Annotated in this window: 12 protein-coding genes and 1 tRNA gene; 4 read left to right on the top strand and 9 right to left on the bottom strand. The window is 75.0% G+C overall.

What is annotated here, in order from left to right; translation table 11 throughout:
* The first annotated feature begins 52 nt into the window (after nucleotides 1-52).
* The 3 genes from HAV39_RS18805 (at nucleotide 53) to HAV39_RS18795 (ending at nucleotide 4,702) form a co-directional block, all read left to right on the top strand.
* Entirely contained in the window at nucleotides 53-2,821 is a 2,769-nt protein-coding gene (locus HAV39_RS18805) for a LuxR C-terminal-related transcriptional regulator (RefSeq protein WP_203736643.1), read from the top strand.
* Nucleotides 2,822-2,885: 64 nt separating this feature from the next.
* Nucleotides 2,886-4,253: a transaminase gene (locus HAV39_RS18800; protein WP_191840504.1), complete on the top strand. Its 1,368-nt coding sequence runs from the start codon at nucleotides 2,886-2,888 to the stop codon at nucleotides 4,251-4,253.
* Complete coding sequence (locus HAV39_RS18795; RefSeq protein ID WP_191840503.1) at nucleotides 4,253-4,702, top strand: Lrp/AsnC family transcriptional regulator; 450 nt, start codon at nucleotides 4,253-4,255, stop codon at nucleotides 4,700-4,702. Before HAV39_RS18800 ends, HAV39_RS18795 begins: the two co-directional genes overlap by 1 nt.
* 109 nt (nucleotides 4,703-4,811) lie before the next feature.
* Here HAV39_RS18795 and HAV39_RS18790 read toward each other — a convergent pair whose 3' ends face one another.
* The 9 genes from HAV39_RS18790 to HAV39_RS18750 all read right to left on the bottom strand — a co-directional run bounded on the left by HAV39_RS18790 (nucleotide 4,812) and on the right by HAV39_RS18750 (nucleotide 14,427).
* Nucleotides 4,812-5,627 (bottom strand): class F sortase, encoded by an 816-nt coding sequence (locus HAV39_RS18790; RefSeq protein ID WP_239120919.1) that lies wholly within the window; start codon nucleotides 5,625-5,627, stop codon nucleotides 4,812-4,814.
* Nucleotides 5,608-6,120, bottom strand: coding sequence for a hypothetical protein (locus HAV39_RS18785; RefSeq protein ID WP_191840502.1), 513 nt, complete (start codon nucleotides 6,118-6,120; stop codon nucleotides 5,608-5,610). Before HAV39_RS18785 ends, HAV39_RS18790 begins: the two co-directional genes overlap by 20 nt.
* A 71-nt stretch (nucleotides 6,121-6,191) precedes the next feature.
* Entirely contained in the window at nucleotides 6,192-7,517 is a 1,326-nt protein-coding gene (locus tag HAV39_RS18780) for a vWA domain-containing protein (RefSeq protein ID WP_191840501.1), read from the bottom strand.
* A complete protein-coding gene (locus HAV39_RS18775; RefSeq protein ID WP_191840500.1) occupies nucleotides 7,514-8,692 on the bottom strand; it encodes an AAA family ATPase in 1,179 nt (392 codons plus the stop codon). The genes HAV39_RS18780 and HAV39_RS18775 overlap by 4 nt, the downstream gene beginning before the upstream one ends.
* Before the next feature lie 130 nt (nucleotides 8,693-8,822).
* Entirely contained in the window at nucleotides 8,823-10,472 is a 1,650-nt protein-coding gene (locus HAV39_RS18770; protein WP_191840499.1) for an ankyrin repeat domain-containing protein, read from the bottom strand.
* Entirely contained in the window at nucleotides 10,469-11,611 is a 1,143-nt protein-coding gene (locus HAV39_RS18765; RefSeq protein ID WP_239120918.1) for a leucine-rich repeat domain-containing protein, read from the bottom strand. Before HAV39_RS18765 ends, HAV39_RS18770 begins: the two co-directional genes overlap by 4 nt.
* Complete coding sequence (locus tag HAV39_RS18760) at nucleotides 11,608-13,113, bottom strand: SDR family NAD(P)-dependent oxidoreductase (RefSeq protein ID WP_191840497.1); 1,506 nt, start codon at nucleotides 13,111-13,113, stop codon at nucleotides 11,608-11,610. The genes HAV39_RS18765 and HAV39_RS18760 overlap by 4 nt, the downstream gene beginning before the upstream one ends.
* A gap of 25 nt (nucleotides 13,114-13,138) precedes the next feature.
* A tRNA-Cys gene (locus HAV39_RS18755) sits at nucleotides 13,139-13,211 on the bottom strand.
* Nucleotides 13,212-13,590: 379 nt separating this feature from the next.
* Entirely contained in the window at nucleotides 13,591-14,427 is an 837-nt protein-coding gene (locus HAV39_RS18750; RefSeq protein ID WP_244958831.1) for a patatin-like phospholipase family protein, read from the bottom strand.
* Between the two features lie 336 nt (nucleotides 14,428-14,763).
* Here HAV39_RS18750 and HAV39_RS18745 point away from each other — a divergent pair, with 336 nt between their 5' ends.
* Nucleotides 14,764-15,693 carry a DUF4132 domain-containing protein gene (locus HAV39_RS18745; RefSeq protein ID WP_191840495.1) on the top strand — a complete coding sequence of 310 codons (930 nt, stop codon included), beginning with the start codon at nucleotides 14,764-14,766 and terminating at the stop codon, nucleotides 15,691-15,693.
* Nucleotide 15,694: the final 1 nt, after the last annotated feature.

The raw sequence follows: 15,694 nt of genomic DNA, 5'->3' as shown, positions 1-15,694 counted from the left end.
AAACAACGCATCGGTCTTTCGCGGAACGTTAACTTGTGAGTAACTTCTGGACGTGACCCCGTTGCCGAGCCCGCTGCACGGCCGCGACAGCGCACTGCTGTCGCTGTCGTCCATGCTGGACGGGGCCCGCACCGGGCGCGGCGGCGCGCTGCTGCTGCGCGGCGAGCCGGGGTTCGGCAAGACCGCGCTGCTGGCGTACGCCATGGGCGAAGCCCCGGACTTCCAGCTGCTGCACGGGTGCGGGACCGAGGCGGAGGCGGAGCTGCCCTACGCGGGACTGCACCGGGTGCTGCGGCCGGTCGCCCGGCGCGTGCCCGAACTGGCCCCGCGGCAGGCCGAGGCGCTGCGCCGGGTGCTCGACGGGGAGGCCGACGAGTCCGACCACCGCGCCTGCCTGCTGCCCGCGGCGCTGCTCGCCCTGCTGGCCCTGCTCGCCCGGGACGGGCCGGTGCTGGTCTGCGTGGACGACGCCGACCTGCTGGATGCGCCGTCGCGCGAGGCCCTCGCCTTCGTCGCCCGGCGGCTGGACCCCGCCGGCGCGGTCATCGGCGACGCGGTCGTCATCCTGCTGACCTCCCGTCCCGACGACGGGCTGCCACCGCCGGGGCTGCCGGTGCTGGCGCTGTCCGCCCTGGACGACACCGCCTGCGCAGCGGTGGCCGACCAGGCCGCACCGGTCGCCGTGGCCGAGGGCGTACGCCTGCGCCTGGCCGCCGCCGCCGCGGGCAACCCGCAGGCCGTCACCGAACTGGTCGCCGCGCTGACCCCGGACCAGCTGCGCGGGGTGTGCCCGCTGCCCGAGCCGCTGCCGCCCTGTGCCGGGCTGCAGCACGCGTTCCTGCGCCCGGTCCGGGCGCTGCCGGACCCGACCCGGCGGCTGCTGCTGATCGCCGCGGCCGAGGAGGAACTCGACGCGAACCTGCTGGTGCGCGCCGCCGACGCGGCAGGCATCGACCTGGCCGCGCTGGAGCCGGCCGAGTCGGCCGGGCTGGTGCGCGTCGGCCCGGCGGGCGTGGAGTTCCGCCATCCCCAGCTGCGCGCCGCGATCTACCGGACCGCGCCGCTGGCCCGCCGCCGCGCCGCGCACGCCCTGCTGGCGGGCCTGCTGGACGCGTCCCGGCAGCCGCTGCGCCGGGCCTGGCACCGGGCCGCGGCGGGCCTCGCGCCCGACCACGAACTGGCCGAGGAGCTGGAGTCGGCGGCCACGTCCGCACGCCGCCGCGGCGGGTTCGCCACCGCGTCCGCGGCGTACGAGCGCGCCGCCGAGCTGAGCACCGGCGACGACGGCGCCAAGGCGCGGCGGCTGGCCGCGGCGGCCCGCGACGCCTGGCACGCGGGCCGCTCCGCGCACGCCCGTGACCTGCTCGACCGCGCCCTGCCGGTGGCTCCGGGCGCGGCCGCGCGCGGCGAGCTGGAGCTGCTGCGCGGCGACATCGACCTGCGCGACGGCCGGGCCGTCGACGCGTACGAGGCGCTGCTGACCGCCGCGCACCGGCTCGTCCCCATCGACCCGGAACTGGCCATCCGGGCCATGATGCGAGCCGGCGAGGCCGGCGTGTACGCCGGTGACCACCACCGGTTCCTGCAGGTCGCGGCACAGGCGGCCCCGCTGCGCGCGGCGGGCTGCTCGCCGCAGGCCACGGTGATGCTGGACTACCTGGAGGCGCTGTCGGCGATCTTCCTGGGCCGGTTCGGCGCGGCGCTGGCCCCGCTGCGCGCCGTGCTCGACGGGGCCCCGCGCATCGACGACCCGTCCGCGCTGATCTGGGCCAGCATCGCCGCGCTCATCCTCGGCGACAACGCCCAGGGCCGGGTGATGGCCGCCCGCGCGGTCGCGCTGGCCCGTGGGCGCGGGGCGCTGACCATGGTGCCCAAAGCACTGGAGTTCAGCGCGTACGCCGAGTTCTGGACCGGACGGCACGCCGCCGCGACGGCGAACGCGCTGGAGGGCCTGCGCGCCGCGACCGAGACCGGCCAGGGCAACGGGGCCTGCCACCACCTGGCCGCGCTCGCCCTGCTCGACGCGATCCACGGCGACGAGCAGACCTGCCGGCTGCGCGCCCGCACCGCGCTGGACCGCGCCGGCCTGTACGGGCTCGGCCTGCCCGCCGCGCTCAGCACCTGGGCGCTGGCCTTCCTCGACCTGTCACTGGGCCGCCACGCCGACGCCGCGGGCCGCCTGCGCGGCCTGGCCAGGGCCGGACCCGGCCAGGGGCACATGGCGGTGGCGGCGCTGTCGGTGCCGACCTACGTGGAGGCCGCCGTGCGCACCGGCGCGGCCGACGCGGCCCGCGCCGCGTTCACCACCTTCGAGCCGTGGGCCGACAGCACCAGCAGCCCGGACAACCTGGCGCTGGCCGCGCGCTGCCGGGCCCTGCTCAGCGAGGGCGGCCAGGCCGAGGAGCACTTCCGCGCGGCGCTGGACCTGCACGCGATGGGCGAGCGCGCGTTCGAGCGGGCCCGCACCGAACTGCTCTACGGCTCGCTGCTGCGCCGCCGCCGCAAGCGCACCGAGGCCCGCGTCGAGCTGCGCAGCGCGCTGGAGTCGTTCGAACGCCTGCACGCCGACCGCTGGGCCGCCTGGACCCGCGCCGAGCTGCGGGCCACCGGCGAGTCCGCCCGCCCGCGCCTGGCCGAGCCCGACGGCGAGCTGACCCCGCAACAGCGCCAGATAGCCCGCCTCGCCGCGCAGGGCGCCACCAACCGCGAGATCGCCGCCCAGCTCTTCCTCAGCCCGCGCACGGTCGAACACCACCTCGGCAACATATTCGCCAAACTGTCCGTCCGCTCCCGCGTCGAACTCGCCAACCTCCTGCCGTGACCGAGGCTTTGAAAATCAAAGCTTGATGGTCGGTTTGCTTCAGAGATCGTGTTATCGTGCGCGCATGACCACCCTTGATCGTAGTCGGGTGACCGCCCTGGTGGACCGGGAACGGGAGACCTACCGCGCCGGGCACCCGGAGTCGCGGCGTGTGCACGAGCGTGCCGAGCACCTGTTCGGGCGGGTGCCGATGACGTGGATGAGCAAGTGGTCGGGCGGCTTCCCGCTCGCGTACGCCACCGCGCACGGCAACAAGATCACCGACGTGGACGGTCGCACGTACCTCGACTTCGCGCTCGGCGACACCGGCGCCATGGCCGGGCACAGCCCCCGGGCCACGGTCGGCGCGGTGCACCGGCGCATCGCCGTCGACGGCGGCATCACCACCATGCTGCCCACCGAGGACGCCGAATGGGTCGGCGCGGAGCTCACCCGCCGCTTCGGCCTGCCGCGCTGGTCGTTCACGCTGTCGGCCACCGACGCCAACCGCTGGGCGGCCAGGCTGGCCCGCCTGGTCTCCGGCCGGCCGAAACTGCTGGTCTTCTCGTACTGCTACCACGGCTCCGTGGACGAGACGTTCATCGTGGTCGGACCGGACGGCAAACCCCGCAGCCGTCCGGGCAACGTCGCCCCCGCCGTCGACCCGACGCAGACCACGCGCGTCGCCGAGTGGAACGACCTCGCCGCGGTCGAACGCGAGCTCGCCCACGGCGACGTGGCGGCGATCCTCGCCGAGCCGGCGCTCACCAACATCGGCATCGTGCTGCCCGAACCCGGTTTCCTGGACGGGCTGCGCGAGCTGGCCACGAGGTACGGCGCGCTGCTGATGATCGACGAGACGCACACGATCTCGGCCGGACCCGGCGGCATGACGGCCCGCGACGGGCTGCGCCCGGACGTGTTCGTCATCGGCAAGTCGCTGGGCGGCGGCATCCCGTGCGGGGCGTACGGCCTCACCGAGGAGATCGCCGACCGGGTACACCGGATCACCGCCACCGGCAGCGCGGACATCGTCGACGTCGGCGGCGTCGGCGGCACCCTGGCCGGCAACGCGCTGTCGCTGGCCGCGATGCGGGCCACGCTGGACGAGGTGCTCACCGACGACGCGTTCGCGCACATGATCCGGCTCGCCGGGGACTACACCGAGGACGTGCGGCGCATCCTGGACACCGCCGACGTGCCGTGGTCGGTCACCCAGCTGGGGGCGCGCGCGGAATACCGCTTCACCCGGCCCGCGCCGCGTACCGGTGGCGAGTCCGCGGCGGCCGCCGACGACCTGCTCGACGAGTACATGCACCTGTACACGCTCAACCGCGGCATCCTCATGACGCCGTTCCACAACATGGCGCTGATGTGCCCGGACACCACCGACGCCGACATCGCCCGGCACACCGAGGTGTTCGAGCAGGCCGTCGCGGAACTGGTCGGCTGATGGAACTCGACGCGACCGACAAGGCGCTGATCCGGCGGCTGCAGGTGGACGGGCGGGCGTCGTACACCGACCTCGGGCAGGAGGTCGGGTTGAGCGGGCCCGCCGTACGCCAGCGCATCCAGCGCCTGACCGACGCGGGGGTCATGCAGATCGCCGCGGTCACCGACCCGCTGAAGACGGGCCGCCCGGTGATGGCCCTGCTCGGCATCCGGGTCGACCGCGACGCCGCCGCGGTGGCGGCCGCGCTCGGCGAGCTCGACGCGGTGGTCTACCTGGTGGCCACGGCCGGTTCGTTCGACCTGTTCGCCGAGGTCGTCTGCGCGACCATGGCCGACCTGTCCGCCCTGGTCAACGACCACGTCCGCCCCGTGCCCGGCGTCGCCGCGATCGAGTCCTTCCCGTACTTCGGCATCCACGTCCACCGCTTCACCTGGGGCGTCCCCGACTGACCGGCCACCCTGCCGGAGCCGGGCCTCGCTGCGGTGATCATGAAGTCAGGGGAGCGACACGCCGTCGAACACTGCCATAAGTTCATGATCAACGCGGGCGGCGCGGCGGTCAGCTGGGGCGGGCGGGGCGGGTTTTGGTGAGGGTGGCGAAGACGACGATGTTGTTGAGGTAGTTGCGGTCGGTGCGGTCGTAGGGCGGGCCGCAGGTGACCAGGCGCAGGCCCATGTCGTCGGTGGCGCCGTAGACGCGGTGGGCCGGGAACTCGTCCTTGGGGAAGGACTTGACGACGTCGACGGTGAAGGTGGCCAGCGAGCCGTCGAGGCGCTGGACCTCGATCTTCGTGCCGGGTTTGAGCGAGCCCAGCTGGAAGAAGACCGCGGGGCCGCTGGTACGGGTGTCGACGTGGCCGACGATGACGGCGTTGCCGCGCTCGCCGGGGCTGGGCCCGTAGCGGTACCAGCCGGTCAGGTCCGGGTGTTTCAGTTCGGGGACCTGCAGGCTGCCGTCGAAGTTGGTGCCGACGGTGACCACCACCGCGTCCACCTTGATCGACGGGATCTTCACCCGCACCGGGGCGGACCGGTCCAGCGGCCGGATGCCGCGCGCGTCGGGCCGCCGGTCGGTGTCGACGAGCTGGTAGCGCCCCGCCGCGTCGTCGGAGGGCTGGGGCGGCCCGGCCGGGGTGATCAGGAACGCGGCGGCGATCAGCCCGATCCCGGCCAGCGCCGTGCCGGCCAGGAGCAGGATCGCCCGGCGGCCGGTGCGGCCTCGGCCGCGGTGGCGGCCCCGGCGGATCTCGGCCGCGGTCAGCGGCACGACCTCGGGTCCGGAAGCAGCCAGGGGTGCGACGTCGGGCGAGGGGGCGGCTGAGGTCTCGGGAGCGGGTCCGGCGCCGGACGCCGGCTCAGGCGCAGTGGTGGCCACGGTACCTCCGGCTCCGGAACAGCAGCACGACACCGCTCAGGCTGGACAAGGCCAGCAGGCCGGAGCCCGCGCCGAGCAGGGCCCGGCTGGGGCCGTCGGAGGTGGACCCGCCGCCGCCCGCGGGCGCGCCGGTCGGCGAGACGACCAGCGTGCCGGCGCCCGTCTCGCCGTCACTGCAGGTGACGTTGAGCTGGTAGGTGCCCGGCAGGGTCGTCGACGGCACGGTGAGCTCGGCGTTGAACGCGCCCGGCCCGCCGTCGGTGTACGGGTTGAGCGTGATCTCGGACGGCCCGCCGATCGGGGTGCTGCTGACCGACGCGGACACCGCGCCCGCACCGCAGTATGCGGCGAGCGTGAACCGGCCGCCCGGCGCGACCGCGGACGGGTTCACCGTGACATCGGCCGCGGCGAGCGCCACCGACGGCGAGACCAGCGTCGCGGCGGCGACGCCGATGGCTGCGGACAGGGCCGCACGCCGAAGAGACGTACCCATGGCTGCTTTTCCTTCCCCGGAGATCCGAAGATCTGCTGGGTATTACAAAAGCACCCAATCCCTGCCGCAGTTCACGTTTTGCCTGAAGTCATGGTGATCGGGATCGCTTCGATCCAGGATGGAGGCTTGGGCGCGTCCGCCCCGACCAGACCGGCGATGATCCGGGTGCGCGACAGCGCCGCGTCCGGCCACGGCGTGTACCCGTCGGTCAGCACGATCACGAAATGCGGCGGCTCGGGCACGGCCAGCGCCGCCCGGATGCCGACCCGCATGTCGGTGCCGCCCCCGCCGGCAAGCACGACCTCCCCGACGGTGGACACCCGCCGCGCGGCGTGCACGTCGGCGTCGCAGGCCAGCACGGCGACGCGGTTGCCGCGTACGCCCACCGCCCGCAGCACCCCGCCGACCTCGGCCAGCACCGCCGCCAGGTCGTCGTCGGACATCGAGCCCGAGGTGTCGATGACGATCGCCACCCGCGGCAGCGGCCGCCGCAGGCTCGGCAGCACCACACCCGGCAGCGCGGCCCCGCGCCGCGACGGCCGCCGGTACGTGTAGTCGACCGCCCCGCCCGCCCAGGCCGCCGCCTCGCGCACCGCGCCGGCCAGGGCCTGCCGCCAGTCGATCGTCGGTTCGAGGACCTGCTCCGCCCAGCGCTGCCAGCCCGCGGGCACGGTGCCGCGGCCGCGGGCGTGGGCGCGCACCGCCTGCGCGGTCTGCCGCCGGATCGCATCGGCCTCCACCCCGCGCACGATCGGCGCGGCCGCCTCGGGCAGCTCCCACGGGGACTGGTGGCCGTGCGCGCCCGAGCCGCATTCGACCGCCGGGCAGTCGCACGGGGCGCCGCCACCGCCGCCGCCGTCCGCGTCCACGGCGGTCGCGGCGCAGCGGCCGCGGCAGCGCGGCGTGGCCGGCAGCGACGGCAGGTACTGCTCGAACAGCTGACCGGTGGGCAGGTCGTACAGCGCCGGATGGATGCGGCCCTCGGGCAGCGGCAGGCCGTCCGCGACCAGGTCGTCGTTGATCTCGCAGTCCTGGGCGAGATTGACCCGGTGGTGGTCGGCGCGCTGGTCGGCGGTCAGCCGGTCGGCCCGGCCGTGGTGGTCGCGCAGCAGGTGCGCCACCTCGTGGATCCACACCCCGGCGAGCTGCTCGACCGGGGTGTCCTCGACGAACCTGGGGGACACGTAGCAGCGCCAATGCCGGTCCACGCCCATCGTCGGCACCCGGTCCGTGGGCACCACGGTCAGGCTGTACAGCGCGGTGGCCAGGTAGGGCCGGTCGCCCGCCGCCCGGAACCGCGCGGCCAGCAGCTTCGCCCGGTCCAGCGCGACGCTGCGCGCCGGGGGCCGCTCCGCCGCTCCGTCCGGCGGCGGGCCCGTGGTCGAGGGCGCGGTCATCGCGCGGCCGGGAGCATTCCCGACAGGCTCAGCACCTCGACGAAGGCGTCGATCGCGGCCGGCACCGGCCAGTCCGTGTCCCGCAGCGCGGCCAGGTCCAGCGCGGCCCGCGCGGCGACGTCGGGCACCCCGGCGTCGACCGCCTTGGCCAGCACCACCCAGCCCGCGTCCCAGCGCTGGTGGGTGGTGCGCGCCTGCACCGCCGACACCACCGCGGTCAGGAACGCCAGCTGCCGGTCACCGCGCTCGGGCAGCGCGAACGCCTTCGGGTCGGCCAGCACCCGCTCCGGATCGGGCAGGTCCAGCTCCTCCAGGTACGTGCTGAACTCCAGACCGGCCCCGTCGCCCACCGCGCCCACCAGGGCGGTGGTCAGCGCGTCCCGGCCGGTGTCGGTGGACAGGTGGAAAGCCAGCAGCCGCAGCGCCATCTCCCAGCTGCGCGGCGACGGCCATGCCCCGCCCCGGCTGTCGGCGTCGCCGGGCAGGTGGTGCACCAGGCCCGGCCGCGCAGTCAGGAAACCCGCGACGGTGCCCCGGGCCCGGGCCACCGCGCCCGCCATGCGCGCCGGATGCACCACCGGCACGGTGATCGCGGGCCAGGTGCCGGCCAGGCCGCGGGCGACCACCCGCGGGTCGTGCGTCCAGTGCAGGTGCACGAAGCGGTTGGCCAGCGGCGGGCTCAGGTGCCAGCCGTCGGCCGCGCTGGCCGGCGGGTTCGCCGCGGCGACGATCCGGATCGACGCGGGCAGCTCCAGGCTGCCGACCCGGCGCTCCAGCACCACCCGCAGCAGCGCGGCCTGCACCGCCGGGGGCGCGGACGACAGCTCGTCGAAGAAGAGCAGGCCCTGCCCGGTGCGCGCGAGCCGCACCGCCCAGTCCGGCGGCGCCATCGGCACCCCGTCGGCCGCCGGGTCGTCGCCGACGATGGGCAGCCCGGCGAAGTCCGACGGCTCGTGCACGCTGGCGATCACCGTCTCCAGCGGCACCCCCAGGCCCGCCGCGAGCTGCTGCAGCGACGCGGACTTGCCGATGCCCGGCTCGCCCCACAGCAGCACCGGCAGGTTCGCCGACACCGCCAGCGCCAGCGCCTCGACCCGGGGATCGGCCACCGGCTCGCTGCGCCACGCCCGCGTCGCCGCGATCAGCTCGTCCGCCGTCCGCAAAGCCTCACTCACGCGTACTCCTCGCTTCGCTCGTCGCACGCGGTCGTGCCGATCCCGGCTCGCTCGCTGTGCTCGCTCACGTATTCCTCGCTTCGCTCGTCGCACGCGGTCCCGCGGCTCATGGTTCGCTCACCGCACGCGGTCACGTGCGCTCCTCGATGTATTTCGCGATCAGCTTGAGGTCGCGGTGGTTCTCGCCGCTCTCGTCCTCGTAGTACTCCATGCCCTTGTACTCGACCAGGTCCGAGACCGAAGTGCCGTTGTCGTCCTCGGCCTTGGGGTCCGCGCCTGCCTTGAGCAGCGCCAGCACCAGCGCGGGAGTGCCCACCCAGCCCACCGCGACGTGCAGCGGGGTGCGCTTGCGGTGGTCGCGGGCGTCGATCGGCAGGCCCGCGGCCAGCAGCCGGGGCAGCAGCACCTCGTGGTCGAGGCAGCGCAGCAGGTGCAGCAGGGTCGAGCCGCGGCCGTCGCGCACGTGCGGGTCCAGGCCCGTGTCGAGCAGCGCCAGCAGCGTCTGCGTGTCGCCGTGCAGGATGGTCTGCATCAGCTCGCGCCGCTGGTCCCGCAATGCGCGGGGCAGCCGGGTCCGGCCGTCGGTCCAGCCCTGCTGGGCGGCGAAGCAGCCGGCCACCTTGCCGCCGAGCGCCTTCAGCGCCTGCTCGCGCTGCACCTCCTCGGGCGTGTGGTCGAGCGGGACGAGCCGCCCGCCGGCGTTGCCGATCCGGTGCCACTGCCCCCGGCAGCGCACCCGCACCGGCGCGAAGGCCGGCCCGCGGGCCGCGACCGGGCCGTCCGGCACGCCCGGGAACAGCGCCGCGCGCACCAGCGGGTGCAGGTCCGCGGGCGCGATCAGACCGCGGTACAGCAGTTCCAGATCAGGGGGTACGCGGTAGCGCGGCTCGGCGAGCACGGGCAGCTCACTGCGGCGCTCGTCCTCGCCGAGCATCCGGACCCGCACCGTGTCGCCGTCCGGGGTGAACAGGAAGCGCAGCCGCCAGTCCGCGTTGAGGACCACGCCCTCGGCGGCGTACCGCCGGGCGAGCGCCCGCACCGCGGGGGCGAGCGCGATCAGGTGCGACCGGTGGCCGAGCACCTGCTCGCGGGTCACCCTGTAGTGGCTGTACCGGAACGCGGGCAGCGTGTCGTCGAGTTCCAGGCCGGCCTCGCGCCAGGCCTCGACCAGGTGGTCGGCGGCGAGCAGGTGCGCCGAGCGCTCGGCGCGGGCGGGCGCGCCGTCGCCGCGCGCGGTGGCGAAGCCGTCGAACGGCACGGGCGCTCCGTCGGGGGTCAGGAACGGGAGCCGCTGCGCGTCGCCGCCGTACGCCTCGCGCAGCCCCGCCGCCTCGTCCCCGTGCCACAGGTGGCCGGGCAGCTCAGGTCCGGGGGCCTTGCCCAGCGGCGCCACCGTCAGCCGCAGCCGCTGCGAGCCGTCCACGGTCTTGGGCAGCTCGACCTGCAATGCCACCGTGTCCTGGTCGACGACGCCGACGCGGGGTGCGAGCGTGAAGACCAGCGCGGTGGCCAGGCTGGTCCGGCCGCCCAGCGCCCGCGGCAGGTGCCAGCGCAGCAGGTCGGGTGCGAACCCGGCCAGTTCCGCGCCGACCCGCTCGGCCGTGGCGGACCCGAAGCGGCGGCCCACGTCGGCGAGGTCGACGTCGGTGTCGACCCGGCCCGCGGCGCATGCCCCGCGCCAGTCCCCGGCCAGCCGCCGGTCAGTGCACTCGGCGATCATCCGGGGCGGCACGGCGTACCGGCGCACCCGCTGCCAGACGGTCAGTTCGGCGCCGGTCACCGGTACACGCTCGCGATCGCGCTGATGTCGGGGTGCGGCTGCTCGGCCGGGCCCAGGGTGGCCGCGGCCAGCCGCCGCAGCCGGCGCGGCACGCCGTGGTTGATGCCCAGGTAGCGCAGCGGCATGTCGTCGTTCAGCGCGGCCAGCAGCAGCTTCGCGCCGCGCCCCGTGATGCCGGTGAAACGCAGGTCCAGCCGCCGCAGCCGGCTCGCGGGCAGCACCGCCGCCAGCGCGGCCGCCCCGGCGTCGCCGACCGTGTTGGGCAGCGCGCCCAGCGCCCGCTCCGACGGCGGCCGGGCCAGGTCGAGCGCGGTCCACGCGCCCAGCCGCGCCGCCAGCGCGGCCACCCCGGCCGGGGTGAGGCCGTTGCCGCCCAGGCCCAGGGTCATCGGCAGGCCCTCGACCGCCTCGCCCAGCGCGGCCGCGCCGTCGTCGCCGAGATGGTTGGCGGCCAGGTAGAGCTCGCGGACCCGGCCGTCGCGCACGATCGCCGACAGGGCGGGGACCGCGTCGGGACGCAGCCCGTTGCCGCCCAGGAAGAGCCGCTCCAGCGGCGTCTGCCGGTGCGCCAGCACCTCGGCCAGGGCCTGCAGGCCGTGCCGGGTGAGCCCGGTGTTGACCAGGTCCAGGGTGCGCAGCGTGGTGTTGGCGGCCAGGGCCGCGCACAGCCGGGCCACGCCCTCGTCGCCGATCGGGTTGCGTTTGAGCCACAGCGCCCGCACCGTCGCGTCGGCGGCGAGCCGGTCGGCCAGCGCACCCGCGCCGTCCGCGTCGATGCGGTTGCAGCCCAGGTAGACGGTCTGCACGTGGTGCCCGGGCGCGAGCGCGTCGGCGACCGCGCGGGCCCCGTCGCTGCCCAGGCCGTTGGTGCCCAGCAGCAGGTGGGTGGCGTGCGGGAAGCGTACGGCAGCCTGCACCACCCGGGCCGCGGCCAACGGGCCGAGACCCTGCTTGCACAGGTCGAGCCGGCCGTCTGGCTGCAGCGTGCCGCGCGGGAAGTCCTCCGCCGCGGCGACCCCGGCCGGGTCGCCCAGCCGGGCCAGCAGCGCGTCGAAGTCCGCCGGATCGGCCAGCCCCGCCTCGGGATGGGCGATCGCCGGGCAGCGCACCGGGTTCGCGGGTGTCTCGTGCTCGGTCACCATGCCACCTGCCGGTAGTCCTTGAGGAACGCCCCGTGCACCGGGTCGCCGGCCTCGGCGCGCACGATCGGGTCGTACACCCGAGCCGCGCCGTCGATCACGTCCAGCGGCGGGCGGAAACCGGCCTCGCGCTGGGCCTGCTTGTCCGGGTGCGGCCGCTCGTCGGTGACCCAGCCGGTGTCGACGCTGTTCATCAGGATGCCGTCGCCGTGGTAGTCGTCGGCCAGCGTGCGGGTCAGCATGTTCAGCGCCGCCTTGGCCATGTTGGTGTGCGGGTGGCGCTGCGTCTTGTTGTCCCGGGAGAAGCTGCCCTCCATCGCCGACACCTGCACCACGTGCCGCACCGGGTGTGGTGCCGCGGCCAGCAGCGGGCGCAGGCGCGAGGTCAGCAGGAACGGCGCGAAGGCGTTGACGACGTGCACCTCCAGCCACTCGCGCGGGCTGACGTCCTGGGCGTGCAGCGTCCAGGAGTTGACCTCGCGCAGGTCCAGCGGCTGGCCGGTCTCGTCGGTGTGCCCGGCCGGGAACAGCGCCTGCGCGAGGTCCGGCAGCACCACGGCGGTGTCCGGGCGGTGGCGCGCCGCCGTGGTGGCGATCGCCGCGGCCGGGCCGGTCAGCGGCAGCAGCTCGGCCGCGCGCACCTCGCGGTGGTATGCCGCGGGTCGGTGCAGGGTCTGCGCGGCGTTGTTGACCAGGATGTCGAGGTGGTCCCAGCGCTGCCCGACCGCGTCGACCAGGCCGAGCACCCCGGCCAGGTCGAGGAAGTCGGCGCCGTGCACGTGCAGCCGGTGCGACCAGGCGGCCGCGTCGGGCAGCGCGCCGAAGCGCCGTGCCGCGTCCCGGGGGAAGCGGGTGGTGACCAGCACGTCCGCGCCGTCGCGCAGCAGCTTGAGCGCGATGTGGAAGCCGATCTTCACACGGCCGCCGGTGACCACGGCGCGGCGGCCGGTCAGGTCGCAGCGGGCGTCGCGGCGCGCGCGGTTGTGCTCGGCGCACGGCGGGCAGAGCTGGTGGTAGTCGGCGTCGACCTGCCGGAACTGCTCCTTGCACACGTAGCAGCGGCGCGGCCGGTGCAGCAGCGGCCGCGCGGGGCGGCCCTGCTCGCCGGCTGCGACGGCCGCCTGCGTGCTCCGGTCGCCGTGGGGCAGCGGGCGGTGCCCGGCCGCGGCGTGGGGGATCTCCTCACGGAAGCGGCTGGCCGTGGCCAGCAGCTGCCGGTCGAGCTGCTCGCGGGTCGCGGCCCGGTCGGCCTTGCGGCGCTTCTTGCCACCGCGGTGCGCCGCGGTGACGGCCCGTTCGACGGCCAGCGCCGCGGTCCCGTCCAGCTCACCGCGCCCGGCGGCGGCCAGCACCCGCAGGCAGGCGTCGAGATCGGACGGTGTCACCGGTCCGGGCGCTGTCACGGGGCTGGACTCTGCCGTGGGGCCGGGCGTCGCCGCCTGGCCGGGCGAGGCCGCCGCGGGCACGCGTGCCGCCGGCACGTCCGTGCTGCTGTGCGGCATCCACCCTCCCCAGGCCTGGTAGGGGCGAGACTGGTCGGATTCGAACCGACGTCCTCCAGCTTGCAGTCAAGGCGCGACGACCTCTGCGCTACAGCCTCGCCGCGCGGGACGATACCCGACCCGGCCGACACGTCACCGACCCGGCCGCCGCAGGCCGCTGCCGGTAATCGGTTAACAAGGGCACCTTGCTCTACGTATAGAGAGGGGAAGGTGCCCTTCCTTTCCTCAATGGAGGGTGGGGAGGAAGGGTTCGGGGAAAAGAAGGCGCCCGTCTTGGCAACCACGGGGGAAGTCGCCAAGACGGGCGTCGCCATCGAGCATAGCGCTAGCGGAGGGCTTTGGCCACTCCGGGCCCGCGCGCGCGGGGGAGAGTGGTGTCACATGGTGTTTTGGCTGGTCAAGGTATTGAGGCAGGGATGGTGGTGCACGTTGCTCGGAGGTCACTGGGAGCCTCCTGAAGGGATCGTCGGCGGGCGGTCAGCACCACACCGCGGCGACCTGGGTGACGACCTGCGCGGCCTGGGCGCGTCCGGCGCGGGCCGAGCCCGCGCGGTGGGCCGGATCGAGCATGTTGCGGCCGATCGCGGTCCGGGAGTCCCGGTCGGGGCTGATGACCGTGACCTGGGTGCCGGCGGCCTTCAGTTCGGCGACGTGGCGGGCGGTGCTGGTGACCAGCCCGCCGCCGACCGTCACCGGCGCGATGATGACCACGCGCCCGTGCCCTCGGGCCAGGTCGGCGTTGGTCGCCGAGCGCATCCCGCCGTCGATGTAGCGGTGGCCGTTGACCGCCGCGGGCGGCCACACGCCGGGCACCGCGCAGCTGGCGGCGACGGCGTCGATGAGCTCCACCCCGCTGTCGCGGTCGAACACGGTGAACTCGCCGGTGTGCGCGTCCGACGCGGTGATCTTCAGGGGCTGCTCCGGCCACTCGACGACGGGCAGCCGGGACGCGATGACCGCCTTGCGCTCCTCGGGCGTCATCGACGCGGCGGCCAGCGCGAGCGCGCCGAGCCGGGCCCGGTACTGCTCGGGGGCGCGGCTGCGCACCATCGCCCAGCCGTACGCCAGCAGGGTGCGCATGCCGAGGCGGGCCGCGACCTCGTCCTTCGGGTCCTCCAGCTGGGTCTGGTAACGCTCCTCCAGGCTGGGTTCGCTGGCCATCACCGAGGCGACCACGGAACCGGCCGAGGTGCCGATGAGCAGATCGGCGGTGCTCAGGTCGACGCCGGCCTCGGCGAGTCCGGCCAGTATGCCCAGTTCCCACGCGATACCGGTGACCCCGCCGCCACCGAGCACGAGCGCTCTGCCCTTCACCGCCGCCTCCTCCGTCACCGCTGACGCGCTGCCCAGCGGCCGGACGACGCCCGCCCCGTCGGGCCGGTGGCGCACCCGGCGCTGGACCTTCGACGGTACTCCCGAGGCGCTTGGTCCTGCCTGCATATACCCGGTGAAATGGCTCTCCGTGCGTCGCGGCGGGCAGCCCGGCCCGACGCGGCACGGGGACCCCGCTGCGAGCAGCCATGGACGGTGTGGCCGAATGGTTCCCGGTCGGTATGCCGCGGACGGGGCGGGGCCGCGACCAGCCGTTTGCCGGACTGTCGGCACGGTGGTTTAGCGTCCGGTGTCTTCGACAGGGAGGTGGCCGTCCACATGGGATGGTTGGTGGCATCGGGTGGCTATGAAGTCACCCTGCGCGGCAGCGATCTGATCGCCCGCAACGCCAAGGGCAAGGAGCTGAAGTCGGTGCCGTCGGCGCTGCGCGACGACCCGGTGGTGACCGGGCTGCGGCAGCTCACCGAGTGGCTGGGCCGGCACGAGGCGCAGTGCCGGTCCGACATCGAGCGGTGGATGGTCCGCTCGCTGCCGGTGCCCGTCGCCGTGCTGGCCGACGTGTGGGCCGACGAGACCTGGCGGGCGGCGCTGACCGACCTCGTGGTCGGGGTGCTCGACGACGACGGCGCCTTCGACCCGGACGAGGTGGGCTTCCTGCGCGACGCCGCCGCCGGGCAGATCGGCATCGTGAACCTCGACGGCGACACGGTGCGGCTGCCCGCCACGCGGGTGGTGATCCCGCACCCGGTGACCCTGCCCGACCTCGACGACCTGCGCGAGTTCGCCGCCGACCTGGGTGTTTCCCAGTCCGTGGACCAGTTGTTCCGGCAGATCTTCGTCCGGCCGGCCGATGCGGATCCGTCCGCTCGGCGCGTCGCCGACTACTCCGGCGGCAAGTACGCCGAGCTGCGCCACCTGACCGCGCGTGCCACCAAGCTCGGCTACCCGGTGCGCGGCGGCAACGCGGTCTGCCGCGTGTTCGAGGGCGGCGTGTCCGTCGAGGCGCGCTCGTGGGTCGGCTCCGACGACCCGTACTACGAGACCGAGACCGGGGACCTGGTCTTCACCGACCGCAACGGCACCGCGCTGACACTGGCCGAGGTCGGCCCGGTCGCCTGGTCCGAGGGCACCCGCATGGCCGCGGCCCTGTACGCGGGGCGCGTCGTGGAGAAGGACGAGGACGAGGACTCCGCCGAGGACCAGGTCGCGGACGACGACGAAGACGAAGACGACGAGGACGAGGACTAGT

It is taken from the genome of Catellatospora chokoriensis (assembly GCF_011297315.1).
Lineage (GTDB): Bacteria > Actinomycetota > Actinomycetes > Mycobacteriales > Micromonosporaceae > Catellatospora > Catellatospora citrea.
Note: the sequence above shows the minus strand (reverse complement) of the source record. Positions and strands in the feature narration are given on the sequence as shown.